We start from the raw sequence: 21,135 nt of genomic DNA on the forward strand, positions 1-21,135 counted from the left end.
CCCCATTCCCTACTCCCCATTCCCTACTCCCCATTCCCTACTCCCCATTCCCTACTCCCCATTTTCAGAACGAGAGGGGCGGAACAGGTGAGAATGCTCAGGATGATAGAGACGGGAACGAGCGATCTCTTGACGAGATGCGTCGCTAACGCCCGAGTTCACAGAGGAGAATTTCTCTGGCAAATGGAATCCTTCTCTCAGCGCTGGACTAATGAGATAGAGCGTCGTCCGAACCAAATTTTCCTGTTCTGTAAGAGCTGCCATTTTTTCTAAGGGAACCACCCAAATTTTTTCATCCGACCAACCGATGCGGAAGCAGACTGCTACGGGTGTATCTACTGGGTAATGGGTTAGGAGTTTAGTTTGAGCTTCTTCGATGTGACGAGCGCTCAGATAAAGGCACAGACTGGCTTGATGAGCGGCTAAAGATGCCAGTTCTTCCGACTCCGGCACGGCGGAAGCTCTACCGCTGATGCGGGTGAGAATAATAGTTTGTACTAATTCCGGCACCGTTAGTTCAACAGCTAATTTGGCGGCGGCTGCCTGATACGCACTGATTCCTGGAATAACTTCAAAGGGAATCTGAGCTTCTGTAAGAGCTTGCATTTGTTCGTGAATGGCACTGTAGAGACTGACATCGCCAGAATGGAGGCGAACAACTGACTTATGCGATCGCACTCGTTCAATCATCAACGGTAAAATCTCTTCCAAGGTTTTGTTTCCAGTGCGTACAAGTTCCGCATCAGGACGTATCCCCTGCAAAACCTGGCGTGGAACTAAAGAGTCAGCGAATACGATGACATCTGCCTTTTGGAGTATTTTGACTGCTTTAATAGTCAATAAATCTGGATCTCCAGGTCCAGCACCGATGATATAAACGGCGGGCGCTAAAGCCTGAAGGGATTGTTGAATCTGAGTTGAATCTTCGGATTGAGACATACAGTAGATTTGATTGACCAAGAGGAATTTTATAACTAGCGAGATTGTTCCGGATAGACCCTATTACCTTAGGAAGAAAGAAATGGTAGATGCACCCTGGTTTGGCTCTAGAGTTTTTCTCTAGGGCTTTTGTTTTTTCCAGATAATCCGGATAGATATCATCAAGATAGGAAGAAAGAAATGGTAGATGCACCCTGGTTTGGCTCTAGAGTTTTTCTCTAGGGCTTTTGTTTTTTCCAGATAATCCGGATAGATATCATCAAGATAGGAAGAAAGAAATGGTAGATGCACCCTGGTTTGGCTCTAGAGTTTTTCTCTAGGGCTTTTGTTTTTTCCAGATAATCCGGATAGATATCATCAAGATAGGAAGAAAGAAATGGTAGATGCACCCTGGTTCAGCTCTAGAGTTTTTTCTCTAGGGCTTTTGTTTTTTCCAGACAATCCGGATAGGTATCATCAAGATAGGAAGAAAGAAATGGTAGATGCACCCTGGTTCAGCTCTAGAGTTTTTTCTCTAGGGCTTTTGTTTTTTTCTTTTGCTACTCGGAAGAGATATCCCATTGCTGATTTTCTGCGGGCACAACATCTGGCAGGGGACGATTGACGATATACAGCCAAGCTAAACCGATAAGTCCCAGTGTGATCGCTCCCAAACTTACCAGTTGAGCAATGCGTAACGGTCCAATCATCAAGCTGTCTGTTCGTAACCCCTCGATCCAAACTCGACCGGTACTATAGCCTACCATGTAAACCAGAGCCAATGTCCCTACCTTTAAATGCCGCCTCCTTTTTAAATCTCGAAAGAACAGCGTCATCACTACGACAAAGATCATCAAGTTCCAGAGGGATTCGTAAAGGAAGGTGGGGTGGAAGTATTCAAGATCTATATATTGTCGGGGGCGCTGCTGGGGTGGAATGTAGAGTTTCCAAGGTACATCTGTGGGACTCCCAAAGGCTTCGGAATTGAAGAAATTACCCCAACGTCCGATTGCTTGACCCAAAATCAGGGAAGGAACCACTAAGTCAGCCAATAGCCAAACAGATATGTTCTGAATTCGGGCAAAAATGGCTGCTGCTAGAATACCGCCTAAAATGGCACCATGAATCGCAATGCCGCCTTTCCAAATAGCAATGATGTCTTCTGGGCGCTGGGCATATTGTTCCCATTCAAACAGGACGTAGTAGAGTCTGGCACAGGGTATGGCAGCGATTACTAGCCAGATAGCTAAGTCGCCTATCAAGTTTGGGTCAACATTACGGCGCTTTGCCAGGTACTGGGAAAGAGTGACTCCGATGAGTACGGCTGAGGCAATTAACAAACCGTACCAGCGAATGGTGAACGGTCCTAGTTCAATCAAAATGGGTCCGGGAGATCTAAATTGAAACGCCAGGATCAGAGGGGACATGGCTTGTAGCATGGAATTTTTAAGAGAGGGCGATTGCAGCTTCTGTTTAATTTTAGGTGTAAGCGCTCCCTCTATTTATGGATGACTGCTCATGGGAAGCTGAGAGAGCGAGGGAAATTCTTGATGCGCTCACTTTACGAAAAATTCATCAAGTCTTTACGGATACTTCATCACAACTAAACATAATCCTTGGGAATTTGCTTCACAATAAAAACAGATGCAATCTTTTTCCCACCCTTGGCTTCCCCGCTGAGGGGATTTTTTTTGCCTGTTATTAGCTGACAGACAAATTAGGCGATCGCTACTCAAATATGGGACATTAAAAAAAGACCCGCTAGGGTTAGCAGGTCGTCTAGTCTAGTGCAACCTCCCCACCCTATCAACAGTAGGCTGGGGAGACATTCGTTTAGCTCACAAGCTCTTGGTGATTTAAATACGCGATCGCAGCGATCTCATCGGAAAGGGGTTAAAGATTAGGGATTAGGGAGGCAAGAAACGATTCTTGTGGTCAATCCTATGGCTGATAAGGCTAAGTCTGGCTTCGTTAAGATGGGATTGAAGGCTACTCCCGTACATTATCCCCTATGTCTGCTACGCCAGGTGTTTCTAAAGTTCAGTCTCTCAAGAAGGGCAACGATCAAAATCCGTCACTAGTAACTCAAGTCGGTGGAGCGGCTCAATTGCCAGTAACCTCAATTCCACCTCTGTTAGGTGCTTCTTTAAGTGAGTTCACCGAGTGGGTACAGCAACAGGGACAACCTGCTTATCGAGGGCGTCAGCTCCATGGGTGGATTTATCAAAAGGGTGCGCGATCGCTTTCTGAAATTTCTGTGTTTCCCAAACAATGGCGGGAAGCTGTAGGAGATGTCCCTATTGGTCGTTCCACCTTACATTACCGCTCTGAGGCTCCTGATGGTACAGTGAAGTACCTGCTGCGGCTTAGGGACGGTCATGTTATCGAAACCGTTGGTATTCCCACCGCCAAGCGCCTAACGGTTTGCGTATCCTCCCAAGTCGGCTGTCCTATGGCTTGCGACTTCTGCGCCACAGGTAAAGGGGGATTCATCCGAAATTTAGAACGTCATGAAATAGTCGATCAGGTCTTGACTGTTCAGGAAGACTTCGGAGAGCGAGTCAGTAATGTCGTGTTTATGGGCATGGGAGAACCGTTGCTGAATCTGGATGCTGTTGTGGGGGCAGTGAAGTCTATTAATGAAGATATTGGCATTGGAATGCGATCGCTGACTATTTCAACGGTCGGTATTCCTGGTAAAATTCGCCAACTAGCTCAATATCAGCTTCAAGTTACCTTTGCCGTCAGTCTCCACGCCTCAAATCAGCAACTGCGAGAACGACTGATTCCTAGTGCCAACCGATATCCCCTAGAGGCGTTATTAGAAGATTGCCGGGAATACGTGCAGATTACAGGTCGCCGGGTTACATTTGAATACATAGTCTTAGCTGGAGTCAATGACTTACCCGAACACGCGGCTGAGTTAGCCCAACATTTGCGAGGGTTCCAAAGTCACGTCAATTTGATTCCCTACAACCCCATCAGCGAAGCGGATTACCAGCGCCCCAGTTCCCACCAGATTCAAACGTTTGTTGAGGCGTTAGAACAGCACCACATTGCTGTCAGCGTGCGCCGTTCTCGCGGTTTAGAAAAAGATGCTGCCTGTGGACAACTGAGAGCGTCAACGAGCACTGTGGCTGTTTGATGTGTGAATAATAGGGAAAAGGAAGAAAGGTTTTCCCCTTTCCCTTTTGCGTGTAATCTAATACCTTAAGCCAGCAATTTAGATTAAACTATCGACTCGCATAGATGCCCGGGGCATAGGCTTCAACAACTCTGCCAGTGCGAGAGCAGTTAACCATCAGGTAATCACAGGCAGGACATTGAGTCTGAGTGATATGAGTTTTTGAGCAATAGCGTCGTTTGGCACGACTGCCACAATTAGGACAGTAAATATCTTGTGTTATCTGCATTTTGTAACCTTCTTTAGGAAGAGATTTATTAAAAAAAGACAAAAATCAAACTAGGGTTTAACCTAGAAATTTTGCCAATTTTTCAGGCTTATTCTTCTATTTTTAAGGTTTGCTTAAGCTTTAAACTCTATCCCTAGGCAGATTGAGGGAGCGCCAGCTTTCGGTAAGCCTTACCTGGATTTTAGAATATAGCGGTTCTTCATTTACATGAGGTACAGTCCCATTTCCTACTCCCTACTCCCGTTCGGACTTCGGCGTGACCCTTCGACAGGTCTTAGGCGGAGACGCTCAGTGTTCACTGAGGCTTCTCGAAGTGTCGAACGCTGACGCTCACGGCAAAAGCCTACTCCCTGCCTTCATCAGGGTGTATCTCACCAGACTGGGAAATGCGATAGGTTGACGTTTTTGACTTATTGATTTTCACAATTGGATTGTTTTTTCTTATTGAAGTGCTTGCCGTAGAGCTTGGTCAAAGGAGTCGCACTTAAACCTTGGGCAACGATAGAAGCACAAATCATTAAAGAGCAAACTAACCAAACCTCCTCCACACCGACTCGGCGCAGGGAATAACCCGCATAAAAGATAGCGGCAACACCAATCGGACCAAACCAGCCGACAAACAATGCCTCTGGAATATTTTTGATCGGCTTGATGAATTGATGGAGTAATAAAAGCGCTGGCAATCGCCGCAAAAATAGCACTGCCACAACCAAAAGGATATTCCACCATCCCAATAGTGACCACCATTTTTGCCAGGGAATCATTAAGCCCAGCAGAATAAAAATTGGTAGGGTAAAAAAGCGGTTGATTGCCTCTTGAACGTTATCTTCCTCTGCTCTCTCCTTACCTCCAATTACATTCCCAAAAGCCAGTCCTGCGGCAAATACAGCCAGAATTCCATCCGTACCGATTAACTTACCTGCACCGAGTACCGTTAGGGAGAGGGCGATGGTATAACCCAGAAAAGAGGAACGCTCAATTGTTTTTTTGCGTTCAGCCCATTTTAACAGGCGACCAGCGACATAACCCAACAGTACGCCAAAAAGGACGGCTCCACAAACTTCCCACAATACAACATGAACAAACCAGTGAGGGAGCGCTTCTGTTGGAGAACGCTCTAGCATTAGAACGCACAGTAGTACAAGGGGATAAGCTAAACCATCGTTAGCACCAGATTCGGCTGAGATAATATGCCGGATGCGTTTGGGGAGATAATCTTCAGCAACAACGCCTGTTACAATCGAAGTCGAAACAATGGGGTCAGTTGGGGTAATAGCTGCGCCAACGAGCATCGCTTCCCAAAAAGGTATTCCTAAGATCCAATACACTAGCAAACCGCTAACCACCCACATAATTGGCATCACCAATCCTAGGAGGACTGCCAAGGGTTTCCAGTTGCGGAAAAAATAGCCTTGGGGTACTCGTAGCGCCACCCCCATCAATCCAATTGCCAGGGTTAAGCGGGCGGTTTGTTCCAGAAGATGCTCCTGCGGTATACCCCAGCCACCAGGATTAACTAAATCTAGGACAACCGGTCCGAGTAATATCCCCATCACTAAGGCTGTTAAAGGGTCGGATGTCCACCAATGACGCCGGAAGTAGTCGGAGACGAGTCCAAGAACTAGAACGATCGCACCGATAGCTGTGATGACTATATTGAGTTCATTCAAGCTATTCATGGTTTATTGAGGGAACGTAGGGTAAACATCAGCATTTTCCTCGACCCGATTCTTAGCTACTTGTACGCTTATAGGTAGATATAGGCTACGACACCTAAGGCAGCATCTATCTTGAGAACTAATAAAACAGCACTTCTCTCTTGATGTAGATAGCGTTTCTCTATCTGGTGAGGTACACCCTGATGAAGGCAGGGAGTAGGGAATGGGAATGTACCTCATATAAGAAATAACCGCTATAACGTGAGCTGTCAGTCACTTGAACGATGCCTTAGACAGAAGAAAGAGGTTATGAAAAAGCGTATTTGGACTCCTATCAAGTTGGTTGGGTGGGTGATTTTAGCAGTTATCCTATTGTTTTCCTGGTCTGGACTGCCTGCTCTAGCTCAAGATATTGCCGTCGTACCCCATCAAGAACCCAGACTCAATGAAGGGGTTCAGGTTTCGCCACCCAATTCTTCTGTACAGGGACTCACCGATCCGCAAGACTTAGAAGCCTTCATTGACCAATATTTAACTGACGCCATGCAGCAAGAACACATTCCTGGCGCAGTAGTTTCGGTAGTCAAAGATGGCAAAATTTTTTTCAACAAGGGCTATGGTTATGCCAATATCGAAAAAAAGATACCGGTTGTCCCAGATCAAACTCTTTTTCGTGTGGCTTCCCTCTCTAAGCTATTCACTGATACAGGAGTGATGCAACTTTACGAGCAGGGAAAAATCAATCTAGAGGCGGAAGTGAACCAGTATCTCGAAGATTTCAAAATCGAGAATCCCTATCCCACGCCTGTCAGGGTTGCCGATTTGCTGACCCAAACCAGTGGTCTTAGCATCCATTATCTTGATATCGCCGCCCCGACTGCTGCGAAGATGGAACCGCTTAAAGAGTACTTGACGAGCGAAAGAAGGCTCAAAACCGTACTACCTCCAGAAAAATTTTACGCCTATACTGATGACGCGGTTGCCTTGGCAGGGTATTTGGTGCAGAAGCTTTCCCATACTCCCTTTCCCGAATATGCCGATCAACATATACTGCAACCGCTAGAGATGCATCGCAGTACTTTTCTCCAACCACCGCCACCCCCTTTGGCTGATGATTTAGCGATCGGCTATGAGTACAAAAATGGTAACTATCAGCCATTACCATTCCTTTACCTCAATATGCCACCTGCTGCGTCCCTGAGTGCAACGGCTACGGATATGGCTAACTTTATGATTGCCCACTTGCAACTCGGTCGCTATGAAAACTCAAGAATACTACAGGATGATACAGCACGTACAATGCATCAGACGCATTTTGTCAATCATCCCCTACTCCCTGGCGCTGCCTACGGCTTTCATGACTGGTCGCAAAATAACATCCGGATCATTGGACATAGTGGCAATTTGCATGGGTACACTAGCATCCTATTTTTGATACCCGAAAAAAACCTGGGTTTCTTTTTTGCATACAATCGCTTCGGTTACTCCAAAAGTTTGGGAGGCGACCTATTCAGCAAGTTTATCGATCATTATTATCCGGTTTCAGAGCAATCTATGCCTTCTGAGGCATCCGCTGATTTAGCAGCCCAAGCCGATCGCTTCACAGGTATTTATCAGAATATCCAGTATCCTCGATTTACCCCTGCAAAGCTCACCGCACTGACGAATCAATATCGGGTAACAGCAAACAATGATGGTACTTTGACCGTTGCTCGTATCCCTCAATTCTTTTTTAGCTCTCAATCGGAAAAGCTAGCGGTAGCCCAACTTTCATCCTTGTTATTCAGACGAGTTGAGCGTCACGGCTATGCTGCCTTTGCCCAGAATAATCAGGGGCAGATTGCTTACCTGTTTAACCCATTTGGGCCGACCATCGCTGGAGGATACAGGCAGTTGTCCTGGTATGAGACGTTGTGGTTTCAGATAGGCTGGTTGGTTTTTTGTCTGCTAATCTTTGTTTCAGCCACCATTATTTGGCTGATTGGCTATTGGCGACACCGCCGTCAATCTGGGAAGTGGGCGAGATGGGCTAAACTCCTTGCTGTTCTCGTCAGTGTCCTGAATCTGGTTTTTGTCATCGGTTTGGGGCTAGTAACCTGGCTGGAAATGTGGCAGTTTTTATATGGGTTGCCCATTGCGGCGATCGCTCTTTTTTACATTCCACCGATTACAACGGGTTTGTCTCTGGGATTACTCATTTGTACGGTGTTGGCGTGGAAGGATAAATACTGGTCAGCTTGGGCGCGAGTCTACTACTCGGTAATGACTCTGGCAGCGATCGCATTCCTTCCCTTTTTGGTTCAATGGAATTTATTGGGGTTCTAATCACATCCAGACTTGATATCAACCTTGCAGTAGCGATTCGGCTCCATCAATCCACATAGGAGTGCCAGTGATATGACTAGAGGCGTCTGAGGCAAGGAATAGCACCAGTTGGGCAACTTGTTCGGAAGAACCCGGTTTGCCGTCGGTTAACGGTATATTTCCTTCGGGATATTCAATGGGTTCGCCAGTTCCTTCCAACTCTTGTTTATCTGTGCTGGAGTTGATATCTGTCTCAATGGCTCCTGGACAAATAACATTTACACGAACGCGGTGTTTAGCCAGTTCCAGAGCAATCATTTTGGCAAATGCCACCTGAGCAGCTTTCGTACAAGCATAAGCAGTAGCACCCGTATTGCTGAAGATGCGAGTGCCGTTGACAGAAGAAGTGATGATTACGGAGCCGCCCTGTTTTTTCAGATACGGTACGGCGTACTTAACCGTGAGATACGTTCCTGTGAGATTAATGTTAATGGTTTTATTCCACTCATTGAGGTCTAGTTCTTCTAAAGGTGCCCAAACACCATTAATCCCAGCATTAGCAAACACGATATCGAGACGTCCCCATTTATCGGTAATCTGTTGAATGGCTTGTTGCATTTGCTCCGGTTGGGAGATATCCGCCTCAAGGGGTATCGCTTCGCCACCATTTCCCTGAATTTGGTTAACCGTTTCTTTGAGTTCGTCTTTAGTCCGACCTAATACGCCAATTTTCGCCCCTTCTTTGGCAAATAGCAGTGCCGTGGCTTTACCAATACCAGAACCTGCACCAGTAATTAGTGCCACTTTCTCTGTTAGTTGCATATGTTTCCTTCCCCTTTAGCCCGTTAACCCGATAATTCAACAAAAGGATAGTGTCACTTGAACCATATCCTGTCCAAAGTGGAAGCATAAGTTGTCCAAAAAGCTGTGGTCACTTTATGCTTCGACGTGGTGGGAGAAGTGATGTCACTTGAACCGCTACGCAGTAGTTCCCTCTCACGGAGGAGTGGCGAATGGCATTATTATAGTTAGGACTTTCTGATTACCTGTTTGTATAACCTGTAACGAGCGGAAATTTGGTGGCACAAATCGGGGAAAAAGCGGGAAATATCCCCAGGGTCGTATCCAAGAGTAGCAGCCACTTGTCGGAGAGACTGGGGTGGTTCAAAAGACAAAGCTGCCTCTAAAAACGTTTGTACTTTCACCGCATCAAAGCGCCGATTAGTTTTTCTCCGTTGTTGAGTGATAGGCAAAACCTTCAACGATAGGGGTTGATGCTTCACCACCTGTCCAGTGAGAACATCTTCTAAAGGAATAGAAAGACACCAACAGACTCTAAGGAGCAAACCTAATTGTGCCAGTGCCTGACCACATCGCCATTCTCCTGGTACGGAAGCACTCAGGTACATTAAGTCAGCAAAAGCTTTGGCATTACCGTTGGTAGCTTCTTGGATACATAAGTCAATGGCTAATGCGAGATTTTCTCTGGGTGGTGGAGACTTGAGAGCAGGTGCAAGCTCGAGAATTTTTCCCACGGAGTACACAACAAAAATCTGCCAGTCCCAATCGGGTTGCTCTACTGGGGAAGCGTCCACAGAGGTATCACCATTGGTCAAAATTGAATTCACACCCAACCACTGTTGGCATCTAGAGCAGAAACCCGGTCGGGAATTCCACTCTAGAGGGTAGAGCAATCGCTGACAATTAGGACATTGATGCCATAAAACTTGTTGATGAAAAGGACAAGTTGTCACTACCTGGAGCGACCATAATAGAGGCTCGTAGATGGGTTTCCCACAACGCTCCCAATCGTCATAGCAGACGGGACACCAAGCTTTGTTGGTACGCAATAAACCTCGCGACGGTAAAACGTTAGCCCAACTTAACAAAGTGAGAAACCGTAACTGATGTTGCTTTGTTCGTGCTTCTAACACATGAACTGGCTCAGATGCCATAATTCCCATGCCATTCCAGGCTCCCGTATCGTTGAAAAAGACACGGAAAAACCATCTAGATAACCCTTGATGCTGATTGCCTTGATATCTACTGACTTGTGGAGCTACTTCTTGAGCTAGGAAAATGCCCGTAGGCACCCGATGAGCTGCTGCCAACCGAGCCACATAACTGGTCAAACTTTCTACTGTAGGCGTTCCTACACCGATGGGTTCAAGAGGATGCAAGCGGCTACGCTCTGGGATTGTTGTTGTTCTTGAATACCACAGTTGATGATTACTCCAGTTGTCAACTGACACTTTCTGCGCCTCCGATGACATCCCGTTGAGGATTACGCTCTCCCGGACGACGTTTCTTTGTTTTCTTCTGTTTTTTGTTAACCGTAGAACGGGTCGAGCTATTGAGCAAGGCTTCTGTTGCTGTTGGTGGCTCCTTAACAGTTAATCCCAATTTTTGACGCAATCGGCTCAGTTCGCTCTCCGATTGGAGCAGCGCTTTCTCACCTTCTATCGCCTCAGTTGCCATCTGCATACATTTAGAAACACTGGGAGCGTAAGGTGTAAGATGTGCCAAGCTCAGGGTAGAGGATGATTCTCCCAACGCTTTTCTCAAAGCTTGTGTCAGCCAATCCTTGACTATCCCGACACAACCGATACTGCGTTCATAGAAGTATTCCCAATGCTGCTCTAAATCAGGGGCTTCTAACAAGGGCATTTGGCAGGCAAAACTCTTGAGTACCCGTTTGAAATCTTTAACGTCCTGTGAACAATCCGCTTGATAACGAGGAAAGTGAATATCTAGGCTGCGGCGGCTCAATTGACCGCTTAAGTTCCTTAACTGTAGCAGTTCATAAGTGCCAAAAAGTCCGTGTCGGGTGGACGTGAAACTTGCCATTGACTGAATGGCATCCATTTGGTCTTGTTGTCTTCTTCCCGATGCCATTTTAGTGAAGCGTTGGGCTTCATCAACTAGAAATACAATTAACCGCCGTTGTTGAATAATCGCCGCTACATCCTCTCGTAAATTTGACAGGTTAGCTTTTGATTTAATTAGACGTTGAGAAGAGCCACTGCCCTCAATTCGGCTACTGCCAGTTCTGAGTTTATAATCAACAAAGGGGTCAGCTAAAGCTATCAAGACACTTTTGTAATAATCTTTCCAGTCGAAAGACCCTGATTCAGGAGCGCGAGCTTCTACATAAGCAACAGGAATATGCCCACAATCAAGTTGCATGGCTGATAAATTCTGCTCTATGAGCACTTTCACAACTTGATGGAGTAAGGTAGTTTTTCCCACCCCAGTAGGGCCAAACAAAAAGATTAATGAAGCGCCTCCAGGATTATTGACGGCATCTATTACAGCTTCATAAGCAATTTTTAGTCGCCTGTGTACTACCGTACAGCTTTCAAAGTAAGCCAGTTTTTCTGCTGGATTGACGGCTAAAAGTTCTGGAGGAAAATTCTGGGGAGACGGCATTACCAAAACTCCTCATAAGGTTCAAGTTCTTCCGAGTCAATCTCATCTCTATTAGGAGAGGCTTCTTGACTTATAGGAAGTGAAAGGCACTCAGCGGCTGAAGGCTGTTCTTGAAGTCGCGAAATTTTTCCTCCATCAATTATTGCTAAAACCTCTTTGGCTTCTACATCCCGTAACCGTTGCTCTAAGATAACTTCTTGGGCTTCTGTACTCGCTAGAAATTCAGCTAGGGCTTTGGCTGTGATTGTAAGTTGTTTGGAGTGATTCTTATGTTGTTGGCGCAACTGTTCGCTAACTACCATCATTTCTCGCTCTGAGTGACCCACTAAGCTGCTGTAGTGCTGCGAAATGCAACTTACCCACTGACCTTTAATGTAGACATAGGCACTCCCAACATCATAAGGGTCATAGCGCACGGGAACTTGAGTCTTTTCAATTTCCGAATTTCGGAAACTGTTATGCCAATAGTAGATATGGTTAATTTTAACTCCCTGATTGGGAATGACTTTGGCGGTTCCTTTGGGTGTTGTTGGTAGGGTCAAAATCCGGAAGGTTTCATCGTAAGGAATCAGTTTGTGTGAGCGTAATCCGGTTTGCAAGAAGCCATCTGTAAAAGCTGCTCTTGGGCTTTGCAAGAGTGCCGGATGCTCCTTGTTGTCGTAAAATTCATAAGCCCAATCGCATAAATTTTGATACAAACTCCCCAGAGTCCAAATAGCTAAATTACGGGGATTCACGCTTTTCGTCACAGCCCTGGAATTCTTGTTAATTTGCGTATTTCCCCAGAGATTGTGAATCAACATGGTGTTGGCTGTCCCAAACAAGCGCTCGCATACTGAACCAAATCGGGGTTTGGCGGCTGGTCGGGTTTTCTTTGTGCAGGAGTAAGCTGCTAGTAGCCGCTCGAAGTAAACACTCATAAATTCTTTGGCTCCATCCACCACTATCGTGTCGGGCAAGCGTCCATGACGATGGACACACTCGCGCATCACCATCATGCAACTACGATACGACGGTGGGTCAAAGCACAGATAAACGGCTAGTATTCGTCGTGAGTAGGCGTCTGTTAGGAAGGTCGCCCAAGGGCGACCCAGATTTACTGATGTGTGGGAGCTAACTAACTCGATATCTAATTGTGTATGGTCAATATGGCAGATTTCAAAGGGTCGTTGTCCGTGCCTAGGGGTGTTTACCTCTAGCTCCCAATAAAAAGGTTCGTGCTTGTAAGCCGCCCTACGCCCCTGCCTTTTTAAAGCCTGTTCATAGTTAGATTTTTGATGAATGTTTCGGACAAATGTTTTGTAGCTACAAGGAGTAATCCCTTGCTGTTCACAGGCTCGTACCAGTGAACTGTAAACGGCGAATTTTCCTTGCTGTTTGAGATTTAAATAGTGGTTAGCAATGAATTCGTCTACAATTTTTTGTGTCGTTTGAGGCAATTTGGGCTGGTGGTTGCCTTTAGAGCTGACGCGGGGTAACAATCCCACATAACCGCATCCATATTGCTCTTGTGCTTTTTGCCACGAAAGTAACCAACGGCGGATGGTACGTGCTGAGACGACCTGCTTATCGGTAGTTTTTTCACCCGTTAGGTATGGAGCAATGATGGAATAGCGACGGTTAGCTTCTGCACAATCATCAACGCTCGCCTTGGCTAGGAGGTCATTGACGATCTTAGAAGATGGGGATTGGGTGACAACTCCTGTTAACTCACCCTGTTTGACTAATTCCAATAGGGCTTCGTTTGGCAGTTGGATGACTTTTGCCTCTTCATTGAGTAGGGCTGTATGGGTTTCTCCCCGATTGAGAATCGATAAGCTTTTTCCATTCCACACCACAGGAGAACCGGGTTTTAGATCAACTAAGTGGGGGGCTAATTCTAAGGTTGATGTTCCTCTCAACTTGGTTGTTTCGATTCCACAAGCTTTCTGATTAACCGGAAAGATTTGAAGCTGTGTACCAAGTTGCGCTATGTTGACACCCCGCCAATTCACATTTAAATAATTTTGGGCAATTAGGGTATAAACCTCCTCACAGTTGTACCCCTCTTCTAGCAATTCACCTAAGGTAATTCCTGGATGAAGTTCTACCCGTGATATGATGTCGGCACGAACTTTCTCTTCTACAGAAACATGGGATGGGTGCAAGTAGTCTTCGAGAAAATGAAGATTATTTTGAAAAACCCAGTCAATTTCAGTGTTGCAACGGATGCGATAATACAATCCCAAACTTTGTGCTACTTCAACTCCTGGGGGACAGTGCCATTGACTTTCACCTTCTCGCACGTAACGAGCAGGCATTTTGACTGATAGTCGCACTAATTCATCCAATGTTTTCCACTCTTCAAAGCCTGCAGATGTTTGACGCAACACAAAGAAATCTGGGGTATGCAGGACTCCTACTTTCCGACCACTCAGAGCAATGTAGCTCAGTTTGATGCCACTGGGTTGGTCGTAATATTCCAGTACATCTGGGTCATATTCCATCTCATAAATGCCTGCCAATTCGTTGTGGTGGCTCTCAAACTGAATCGTTACGCCCATTTTCCGGCTGGGGTAACGACCACTCACGTTTCCTGCCCTACTGCGTACCACGCGAGATGGTGGCGAACTGCGTAACAGTTCGATGTATTTCCTTGTCGGTTCTGCCAAGCCTAACTGCTGACACCACCGCACAAACTGTTCGCCGTCCAACATTTATTTTTTCAAGGCGCAGCAATGGGAGGATATTGTCAGCTTATCAACTTTTGGTCATCTTATCCTTCCAATTTCCACTTGGGGACAACTTATGGTTCTACTTGGCTGCCCAAGCCGCTGTTCTTCCTACGACAGCATCAGGATTTTTGCCCTTGTTTAGGGACAGCTTATGCTTCCACTTTGGACAGGATATGGTTCAAGTGACAGATAGAGTTTAACATCTCTCTTGGTTGAATGAAAACAGGTCACGGCTTTTTGCTCACCCAATCGGATGAGGCTATCGGGTGAAGTGCAATGCTCATCGTCCGTTGTACTTTAAAAAGTAAGCCTGTAGTACGCTATGCTACAATTCGTAAAAGCTCAACAAAACCAACCGATGAACTGCCTACTCTCATGACTCTCCCAATGTCTCGACCCCTGACAGAATCGATGGCGCTCAACGTGTACGACTTGTGGAAATCCTACGGAGAGCGCCCAGTCGTTCAAGGCATCAACTTTACCCTCAATCCTGGGGAAATTTTAGGTCTTCTCGGTCCAAACGGCGCGGGCAAAACCACAACGCTTGGAATGCTTTACGGTGCAGTGGTTCCTAGTCGCGGCTTTGTTCAGTTAGGTCAAAACCAAATTCAAACCCAAGGAAGCCAAGCCCGTGCCTCAATGGGTATTGTGACTCAAGAAGACAATCTCGATCCAGACTTTAGCGTCATTGAAAATTTAATTTTCTTTGCCCATCACTATCGTATTACAGGGAAAGCGGCACGGAAACGAGCTGGCGAGTTGCTAGGGCAGGTAGGATTGCAAGATTATGCCAAAAACCGTGTTGATGAACTCTCCGGCGGGATGAAGCGGCGTTTAGTTTTAGCACGAGCGTTGATTAACCATCCCCAAATCGTATTTCTCGATGAACCCACAACCGGACTTGATCCCGATGCGCGGCAAGACTTTTGGCGACTGGTTAGCCACATGAAACAAAGTGGCTGTGGGGTGTTGTTGACTACTCACTATATGGATGAAGCGCAGCGATTGTGCGATCGCCTCATCTTACTTCAGAACGGCAAGATGATCGACCAGGGTACACCAGCAGAATTAATCGAGCGCACGGTTGGTCGAGAAGTGGTTGAAATTGAAGGAATCTCGGAGTCAAGCCTGCAACACCTGCTTAAGGGGGTGGGTACTTGGTATCGCCCCTTTGGAAGTGGCTACTTAGTCGGACTACCCACCGACAATCCGCAACCCCTATGGGAACAGTTAAATGCGACTGATTCCGAACGCTTGATGCGCCGCCATACCAATTTAGAAGATGTCTTCTTGCGCTTGACTGGAACTTCATTGGAATAACTGTTTTGGCAACGGATTTTGTAACGGGTGTAGCGAATGAGCCATTAGTTGACCCAGTGGAGATCAAACATTCAAGCTACTTTATCCGTTACATCTGTTACCCTATCCGCTGCCAACACTACCCCACTTTAAATCTATAATTTAAAACCTAAAATGGCAATGAAACGTATTTCCCTAACCCCTTGGGGGGTTTACTCCGTCTGGCATCGTCATGCGAAGGTCTATCAAAGAACCTGGCTCGTTAATAGTTTGCCGCCTCTTTCAGAACCCTTAATTTATCTCGTTGCATTTGGCTATGGTTTGACCCCCCTGGTGGGAGACGTTCCTTATAATGGTCAAACTATCTCTTACCTGAAATTTCTTGCACCGGGAATGATGGCAGTTGGTGTGTTGTTCCAGTCATTTTTTGAAGGGGCATTTGGCAGTTTTATCCGCCTAAGCTATCAAAAAACCTGGCAAGCACTATTAACTGCACCGTTGAGTTTCACAGAAGTGTTTCTGGGAGAGTGGTTATGGGCGGCAACCAAAGGGACAATGGCAGGGTGTTTGACGGGTTTAGTCGCTGTTATCTGGGGACTCTACTCGGGTTGGCATTTACTGGTATCGTTACCTCTGATTATTTTGGGTAGTCTGATTTTTGCGGTTATGGGACTGTTTACAGCAGGAACGGTGCGGACTATCGATCAAATTAACGTGCCGATTTTCTTATTTATCGTTCCCATGTTTACGCTCTGCGGCACTTACTTTCCTCGTGATACTCTGCCTCCAGTGTTGGGTTCTGTAGCAGCCGTGTTGCCCCTGGCGTCAGTAGTTGATCTCTTGCGCTGGCCCCTAGGATTACCCGGATTCTGGTTTTTAGAGTTACTTTGGCTGCTGTTGTGGGTTAGTGTTTTTGCCGTACTCGCTTGGCGGCAAATTTATCCGCAGTTATTCCGGTAATTGCGAAGGATGAGGATAAAAGCGATCGCTTTTTAAGTAGAATGGCACCTGACGTAAGGCTCTCCAGTTAGCTTAGTTCGGATAGCCTCAGGAAAGAGCCTTCGGGATTGAATTGACAGCAATGGTTTACTGCTGTGTCAGCATATTCTTGAGTTATAGTGGGTAAGCCGCAAAAATAGGGAACTAGACAAGGAGGGTTTGGTGTTATCTGTTGCCCGCAAGATTTCAACGTTGGCGAAATGCTTGAAAGCGGAACGAGTGACCGCAACCCTTGCCGTGAGTATAACCGCTGGGGTCTTGACCTGTTTGGAGCCAGTACAAGCTTTGCAGGTGCGAGTGACTCCAGATAATCCGCAGTTGGGCGACACACTATCAGTAGTCATTCAAACCGATATCCCAGAACAGCAGCCAACGGTTTCAATGCAGCAGCAAGCTTACCCGGCTTTTGCCTTGAGAACCAATCGTTATCGAACCTTACTACCCACCAGTCCCTTAGATAAACCGGGAACCCTACAAATTCAGGTAACTGGGGATGGTGAAGTAAAAAACATTACTGTACCACTACGCAATCGCTCCTTTCCCACCCAACGCATCCGGCTTTCCGGTCGCGCCAATCAACCAGCAACCGAGCTAGAATTGAGCCGCGTTGCCCAGTTTAAAAAATTAGTGACGCCTCAAAAATTCTGGAACGGACCGTTTTTGAAACCCAATAGCGGTCGAGTTTCAACAATTTTTGGTATCCGCCGCTACTATAACGGTGTCTTTGCCGAAGATTACTACCATCGCGGCGTTGACTATGCTGCTGGTAGGGGTTCCCCAGTCGTTGCGCCTGCCGCAGGACAAGTGGCACTGGTAGGCAGAGAATCAGAGGGATTCCGAGTTCACGGAAATACGGTAGGAATTGACCACGGTCAAGGCGTCCTCAGTATTATGCTGCACTTGAATCAAATTGATGTCAAAGAAGGAGATTTTGTCCAAGCAGGTCAGAGAATTGGTACAGTGGGTTCGACTGGAGCTTCTACAGGTCCTCACCTACATTGGGGTCTTTATGTTCAAGGCATTTCCGTTGATCCGGTTCCCTGGAGATTCCAAGGAGTTGAGTAAAGCTGTTTTTAAGTTTTGCTGAAGTTTTATAAATTTCACCAAATTTTGTGATTAATTAAGAAGTAAACGGTGGCAGCCTTCTCCCATCTTGGCAACTACTGGGAAGCACAATCCAACACCATGAGTATTGAAAAAATCGTAGAACAGGCTTTGCAAGATGGTTACTTGACCCCAATCATGGAAACGGAGGTGGGACGCATCTGTGATACTGCCTCAGAACTTTCAATTGAAGAATACATGGCATTAGATCGGCTGATGGGGGCGCTGCTGACAGGTGAAGTAGTGGCAGTACCTCGCAAGCAGTTTATCAATGTTATGGAGGAATTGGTACTCACCGAAGCGATCGCCAAAGTTGCCGAAATTGAAGCCACCAGTGATCGGGTTTTAGATGTCGGTGATATTGCCGCCTATGCCTTGAACCGACTCCCCCCTCTCTATGCCACGACAGAAGAAGGTGCAAAATACCAGCGTCACCGAGCCAAAGAGGAACTTCAGAAACTGATTACTCAGCAAGTCAAAGCCGCGATCGCCAACAACTTGAACCGACCTGACTTTGGCTCCGAACGCCAAGCCATCCGCAAGAGTACTGGAATGGATGTACTTCAGCAGGTTAGTAGCTTGCTACAGGATTATGCACCCAACTTCGAGCCAAAAGGCTAATCATTCATCAACCGATAGCCTATCCGTTACATCCGTTACTGAATCCGTTGCCACTGGCTGATCTAAGAACAAAGGACGATCTAAGAACAAAGGACTATTTCCGCACGATAACTGCGGTTCCCACACGCACTTGCTCATACAATGCCCGAATATCAGTATTGCGCATCCGTAAGCAGCCGTGGGAAATTCGCTGTCCGATCAGTGTTTCGTTGTTAGTTCCGTGAAAGCCTATTTGATGATAGTCGTCAGTCCAAAAACCAATCCATCGATCTCCTAAAGGATTATTCGGTCCAGTAGGGATGAGGTCGCCAGTAATCGGTTGCTTCCAGACTGGATTGTGTTGTTTTCGCAAAACGTTGAAAGTTCCAGTCGGCGTCTCCCAACCGGGCTGACCAACAGCCACTGGATAGCTACCGAGCAGTTGATCTCCCCAGTAACTGTATACTTTGGCATCATCCAAATCTACAACTATTCGAGATCCAATCGCAGCGATCGCCTTCGTTAAGTGGGGAATGACTGGCGATACCTCATTAATGCCCTCTTGGTGAAAGTAACCAGGATTGGGAAGGAGTAACTGAGCGAAAGGAAACGACGAGTTGAAACCCAATGCATAATTTAGTAAAAATTGACTTCCCAACCATTCAGCTTTAGTCGATGGGTTTTGGGAAGAAAATGATTTAGCGTTCCCAAAAGGAAAACGCAAGTTACTCTTGACAGATTGAGTAATATTAGGTAGTACTGAATTTGGCTTAGGTTTCTGCCAAGCCACTGATAGGAACAGTCCCGCTGATCCAAAGCAAAGGATCATTAAGCTGGTCTTCAGTGAGGTGTTTATGCCCATAATCAAGTAGGAGTTTTAGCAAAGGGCAACTCTACGTTAACAATTACTATGAACCTATCTCCTAACTCCTATAACCCAAGCATTTTCTCCGGACGCTTCTGCTATCCCTAAGAAGTGTAGTAGTAGCTCCCAAGATGTTTGACTTTGCGACAGACAGAAGTGGCACTTCAATAGGAGCAAGCCACTTTTGTTACAGAATTACCCGTTTGGGGGATGTTGTTGGTCAGTCTCAAGAGCGATGATAGCTAGTTATGCAGTGACTGCTTTATTAGTCGCTCGGCAATACCCAACTCAACATTAGCTGACTCTAACGGGAACTCTTTGTGAAGTCTGGGCGTCTTTGGGAGGAAAGGATGTTCTCGCACCCATTCTGATCCATGAGCCAATCGATTTCTGTATCCTGGTCAACGGTTGAGGCACAAGTTCCTCAAATACCGGTGCAACCTGACAAACTCTCTAACTACGATTTGATTTTGCGCTGTCAGGAAGGCATTCGCCCCGATCGCGTAGCCTTCGCTGAATTGCTACGTCGGTATCAATCCCATGTGGATAAAATCTTGTACCACCTAGCTCCCGACTGGCAGGATAGAGCGGACTTGGCACAAGAAGTGTGGATTAGGGTTTACCGAAATGTCAAGCGACTTAACGAACCTGTCAAGTTTCAAGGATGGTTGAGCCGCATTGCTACAAATCTGTTTTATGATGAACTGCGCAAACGTAAGCGCGTAGCGAGTCCCCTATCCCTAGATGCTCCCCGTCGCATGGATGACGGTGAAATGGACTGGGAAATTGCTGCCGATAATCCAAGTCCTGATGAAGATATGACTACGCGAGAGTTTTATGAACAGCTCCGCGAAGCCATCGCCGACTTGCCAGAGGTGTTCCGCACAACGATTGTCCTGCGAGAAATTGAAGGCATGGCTTACGAGGAAATTGCCGAAATCACAGGCGTCTCCTTGGGAACCGTCAAGTCAAGAATTGCTAGAGCTAGATCCCGCTTGCAATCGCAACTCCAAACTTATCTGGAAGCTTGATTGTGAGTTTCTTACTCGGGAACAGTTTCCCCAGGCAGTTGTTCATTTATTATGGGATTAATAAAGATCCTTTGTTCATTAAGCGCTTGGTATAAGGCGGTGGTGATCGGAACATGAACTCTAATTTTGACGCCCGCAAACCTTCTTGGCAAAAAGCTCCCAGAGAAATGGATAGCCTACAGCGCGATCGCTTTGAATTGCTCAGTGCCTACATTGACGGTGAGGTGACGGCAGCAGAACGCTATCAGGTGCAAGAGTGGTTGGACACCGATCCAAACATGAAGTGCTTGTACGCCCGACTTGTGAAGCTACGTCAGGGGGTACAAAAACTCCCAGTTCCACAAACCGAAACGACAGCTCAAGAGACGGCTCGGCACGTTTTTGCGCGGATTGACCGTCGCCGGATTCGCAATACAGTAGTTTGGGGAGGAGCTGCGATTGCCGCATTGTTTGTCAGTGCCGTATCAGGAGTTTTTCCAGGTAGTCAGCCATCAATGCTACGTTTTGCTGAATCCCCTGAACCCAAGGAAGTTGCAGAACCCCTGATGATTGCAGTTAACCGACCTGTTATTGAGATTCCCAAGGCAGCGGTTTCATCTGTAGAAAAATTTGTGGAGGCACCCGCAGTCAATCCTGATCTCAACTAGTACGGCGTGGCAGCAGTAAAGCTACCCTTCACGCATCAGTAAACTACAGCACAAATCGCTGCATATTAACCCGGATCCGCTTTCTGTTTTTGGTCGCAATTCCTCCCCCACTCAGCACATCAAATTCTGGACGAATTTTCGTTTTTTGAGTAGA

The 21,135-nt window shown here is 46.5% G+C and carries 17 protein-coding genes; 8 read left to right on the top strand and 9 right to left on the bottom strand.

The genetic code is table 11. The annotated features are described in order from the left end of the window. Window positions 1–51 precede the first annotated feature (51 nt). Both cobM and lgt read right to left on the bottom strand, forming a co-directional pair. Entirely contained in the window at window positions 52–939 is an 888-nt protein-coding gene (cobM, locus tag IQ257_RS14480; RefSeq protein WP_193933082.1) for a precorrin-4 C(11)-methyltransferase, read from the bottom strand. Window positions 940–1,478: 539 nt separating this feature from the next. Continuing rightward, on the bottom strand, window positions 1,479–2,357 hold the full coding sequence (gene lgt, locus IQ257_RS14485; RefSeq protein ID WP_193876460.1) for a prolipoprotein diacylglyceryl transferase: 879 nt from the start codon (window positions 2,355–2,357) through the stop codon (window positions 1,479–1,481). Window positions 2,358–2,929: 572 nt separating this feature from the next. On the opposite strand from lgt, the gene rlmN reads away from it, so the two are divergent. Beyond that, window positions 2,930–4,063: a 23S rRNA (adenine(2503)-C(2))-methyltransferase RlmN gene (rlmN, locus tag IQ257_RS14490; RefSeq protein WP_193876458.1), complete on the top strand. Its 1,134-nt coding sequence runs from the start codon at window positions 2,930–2,932 to the stop codon at window positions 4,061–4,063. Between the two features lie 88 nt (window positions 4,064–4,151). Here rlmN and IQ257_RS14495 read toward each other — a convergent pair whose 3' ends face one another. Both IQ257_RS14495 and IQ257_RS14500 read right to left on the bottom strand, forming a co-directional pair. Then, a complete protein-coding gene (locus IQ257_RS14495; RefSeq protein ID WP_193876456.1) occupies window positions 4,152–4,331 on the bottom strand; it encodes a replication restart DNA helicase PriA in 180 nt (59 codons plus the stop codon). 410 nt (window positions 4,332–4,741) lie between these two features. Continuing rightward, window positions 4,742–6,010, bottom strand: a complete 1,269-nt coding sequence (locus IQ257_RS14500) for a cation:proton antiporter (protein ID WP_193876454.1) — start codon at window positions 6,008–6,010, stop codon at window positions 4,742–4,744. Between the two features lie 288 nt (window positions 6,011–6,298). Between IQ257_RS14500 and IQ257_RS14505 the strand changes: the two genes are divergently transcribed. Beyond that, window positions 6,299–8,314 (top strand): serine hydrolase domain-containing protein, encoded by a 2,016-nt coding sequence (locus IQ257_RS14505; protein WP_193876452.1) that lies wholly within the window; start codon window positions 6,299–6,301, stop codon window positions 8,312–8,314. A gap of 18 nt (window positions 8,315–8,332) precedes the next feature. Here IQ257_RS14505 and IQ257_RS14510 read toward each other — a convergent pair whose 3' ends face one another. The 4 genes from IQ257_RS14510 to IQ257_RS14525 form a co-directional block, all read right to left on the bottom strand. Then, window positions 8,333–9,115: an SDR family oxidoreductase gene (locus tag IQ257_RS14510; RefSeq protein ID WP_193876449.1), complete on the bottom strand. Its 783-nt coding sequence runs from the start codon at window positions 9,113–9,115 to the stop codon at window positions 8,333–8,335. A gap of 206 nt (window positions 9,116–9,321) precedes the next feature. Next, window positions 9,322–10,545, bottom strand: coding sequence for a TniQ family protein (locus IQ257_RS14515; RefSeq protein ID WP_193876447.1), 1,224 nt, complete (start codon window positions 10,543–10,545; stop codon window positions 9,322–9,324). Beyond that, window positions 10,535–11,722 (bottom strand): ATP-binding protein, encoded by a 1,188-nt coding sequence (locus IQ257_RS14520; protein ID WP_193876445.1) that lies wholly within the window; start codon window positions 11,720–11,722, stop codon window positions 10,535–10,537. Before IQ257_RS14520 ends, IQ257_RS14515 begins: the two co-directional genes overlap by 11 nt. Continuing rightward, window positions 11,722–14,418 carry a Mu transposase C-terminal domain-containing protein gene (locus IQ257_RS14525; RefSeq protein ID WP_228060715.1) on the bottom strand — a complete coding sequence of 899 codons (2,697 nt, stop codon included), beginning with the start codon at window positions 14,416–14,418 and terminating at the stop codon, window positions 11,722–11,724. The genes IQ257_RS14520 and IQ257_RS14525 overlap by 1 nt, the downstream gene beginning before the upstream one ends. 429 nt (window positions 14,419–14,847) lie before the next feature. On the opposite strand from IQ257_RS14525, the gene IQ257_RS14530 reads away from it, so the two are divergent. The 4 genes from IQ257_RS14530 to IQ257_RS14545 all read left to right on the top strand — a co-directional run bounded on the left by IQ257_RS14530 (window position 14,848) and on the right by IQ257_RS14545 (window position 18,459). Continuing rightward, window positions 14,848–15,756: an ABC transporter ATP-binding protein gene (locus tag IQ257_RS14530; RefSeq protein WP_416207928.1), complete on the top strand. Its 909-nt coding sequence runs from the start codon at window positions 14,848–14,850 to the stop codon at window positions 15,754–15,756. A gap of 159 nt (window positions 15,757–15,915) precedes the next feature. Then, complete coding sequence (locus IQ257_RS14535; protein WP_193876443.1) at window positions 15,916–16,695, top strand: ABC transporter permease; 780 nt, start codon at window positions 15,916–15,918, stop codon at window positions 16,693–16,695. Window positions 16,696–16,896: 201 nt separating this feature from the next. Further along, entirely contained in the window at window positions 16,897–17,799 is a 903-nt protein-coding gene (locus IQ257_RS14540; protein ID WP_322744339.1) for a M23 family metallopeptidase, read from the top strand. A 120-nt stretch (window positions 17,800–17,919) separates the two neighbouring features. Next, on the top strand, window positions 17,920–18,459 hold the full coding sequence (locus IQ257_RS14545) for a late competence development ComFB family protein (RefSeq protein ID WP_193876463.1): 540 nt from the start codon (window positions 17,920–17,922) through the stop codon (window positions 18,457–18,459). Window positions 18,460–18,553: 94 nt separating this feature from the next. Here the strand turns inward: IQ257_RS14545 and IQ257_RS14550 are convergent, their stop codons facing one another. Continuing rightward, on the bottom strand, window positions 18,554–19,267 hold the full coding sequence (locus tag IQ257_RS14550; protein ID WP_193876439.1) for a L,D-transpeptidase: 714 nt from the start codon (window positions 19,265–19,267) through the stop codon (window positions 18,554–18,556). A 410-nt stretch (window positions 19,268–19,677) separates the two neighbouring features. On the opposite strand from IQ257_RS14550, the gene IQ257_RS14555 reads away from it, so the two are divergent. Together IQ257_RS14555 and IQ257_RS14560 are read left to right on the top strand one after the other, a co-directional pair. Next, window positions 19,678–20,334: a sigma-70 family RNA polymerase sigma factor gene (locus tag IQ257_RS14555; protein ID WP_193876437.1), complete on the top strand. Its 657-nt coding sequence runs from the start codon at window positions 19,678–19,680 to the stop codon at window positions 20,332–20,334. Between the two features lie 113 nt (window positions 20,335–20,447). Continuing rightward, on the top strand, window positions 20,448–20,981 hold the full coding sequence (locus IQ257_RS14560) for an anti-sigma factor family protein (protein ID WP_193876435.1): 534 nt from the start codon (window positions 20,448–20,450) through the stop codon (window positions 20,979–20,981). Window positions 20,982–21,135: the final 154 nt, after the last annotated feature.

The organism is Coleofasciculus sp. LEGE 07092 (genome assembly GCF_015207375.1).
Taxonomy (GTDB): domain Bacteria; phylum Cyanobacteriota; class Cyanobacteriia; order Cyanobacteriales; family Coleofasciculaceae; genus LEGE-07092.

What these genes read in the sequence shown, in the direction of transcription:
- cobM (WP_193933082.1), bottom strand. Translation starts at nt 939, where the DNA reads ATGTCTCAATCCGAAGATTCAACTCAGATTCAACAATCCCTTCAGGCT.
- lgt (WP_193876460.1), bottom strand. Translation starts at nt 2,357, where the DNA reads ATGCTACAAGCCATGTCCCCTCTGATCCTGGCGTTTCAATTTAGATCT.
- rlmN (WP_193876458.1), top strand. Translation starts at nt 2,930, where the DNA reads ATGTCTGCTACGCCAGGTGTTTCTAAAGTTCAGTCTCTCAAGAAGGGC.
- IQ257_RS14495 (WP_193876456.1), bottom strand. Translation starts at nt 4,331, where the DNA reads ATGCAGATAACACAAGATATTTACTGTCCTAATTGTGGCAGTCGTGCC.
- IQ257_RS14500 (WP_193876454.1), bottom strand. Translation starts at nt 6,010, where the DNA reads ATGAATAGCTTGAATGAACTCAATATAGTCATCACAGCTATCGGTGCG.
- IQ257_RS14505 (WP_193876452.1), top strand. Translation starts at nt 6,299, where the DNA reads ATGAAAAAGCGTATTTGGACTCCTATCAAGTTGGTTGGGTGGGTGATT.
- IQ257_RS14510 (WP_193876449.1), bottom strand. Translation starts at nt 9,115, where the DNA reads ATGCAACTAACAGAGAAAGTGGCACTAATTACTGGTGCAGGTTCTGGT.
- IQ257_RS14520 (WP_193876445.1), bottom strand. Translation starts at nt 11,722, where the DNA reads ATGCCGTCTCCCCAGAATTTTCCTCCAGAACTTTTAGCCGTCAATCCA.
- IQ257_RS14525 (WP_228060715.1), bottom strand. Translation starts at nt 14,418, where the DNA reads ATGTTGGACGGCGAACAGTTTGTGCGGTGGTGTCAGCAGTTAGGCTTG.
- IQ257_RS14530 (WP_416207928.1), top strand. Translation starts at nt 14,848, where the DNA reads ATGGCGCTCAACGTGTACGACTTGTGGAAATCCTACGGAGAGCGCCCA.
- IQ257_RS14535 (WP_193876443.1), top strand. Translation starts at nt 15,916, where the DNA reads ATGAAACGTATTTCCCTAACCCCTTGGGGGGTTTACTCCGTCTGGCAT.
- IQ257_RS14545 (WP_193876463.1), top strand. Translation starts at nt 17,920, where the DNA reads ATGAGTATTGAAAAAATCGTAGAACAGGCTTTGCAAGATGGTTACTTG.
- IQ257_RS14550 (WP_193876439.1), bottom strand. Translation starts at nt 19,267, where the DNA reads ATGATCCTTTGCTTTGGATCAGCGGGACTGTTCCTATCAGTGGCTTGG.
- IQ257_RS14555 (WP_193876437.1), top strand. Translation starts at nt 19,678, where the DNA reads ATGAGCCAATCGATTTCTGTATCCTGGTCAACGGTTGAGGCACAAGTT.
- IQ257_RS14560 (WP_193876435.1), top strand. Translation starts at nt 20,448, where the DNA reads ATGAACTCTAATTTTGACGCCCGCAAACCTTCTTGGCAAAAAGCTCCC.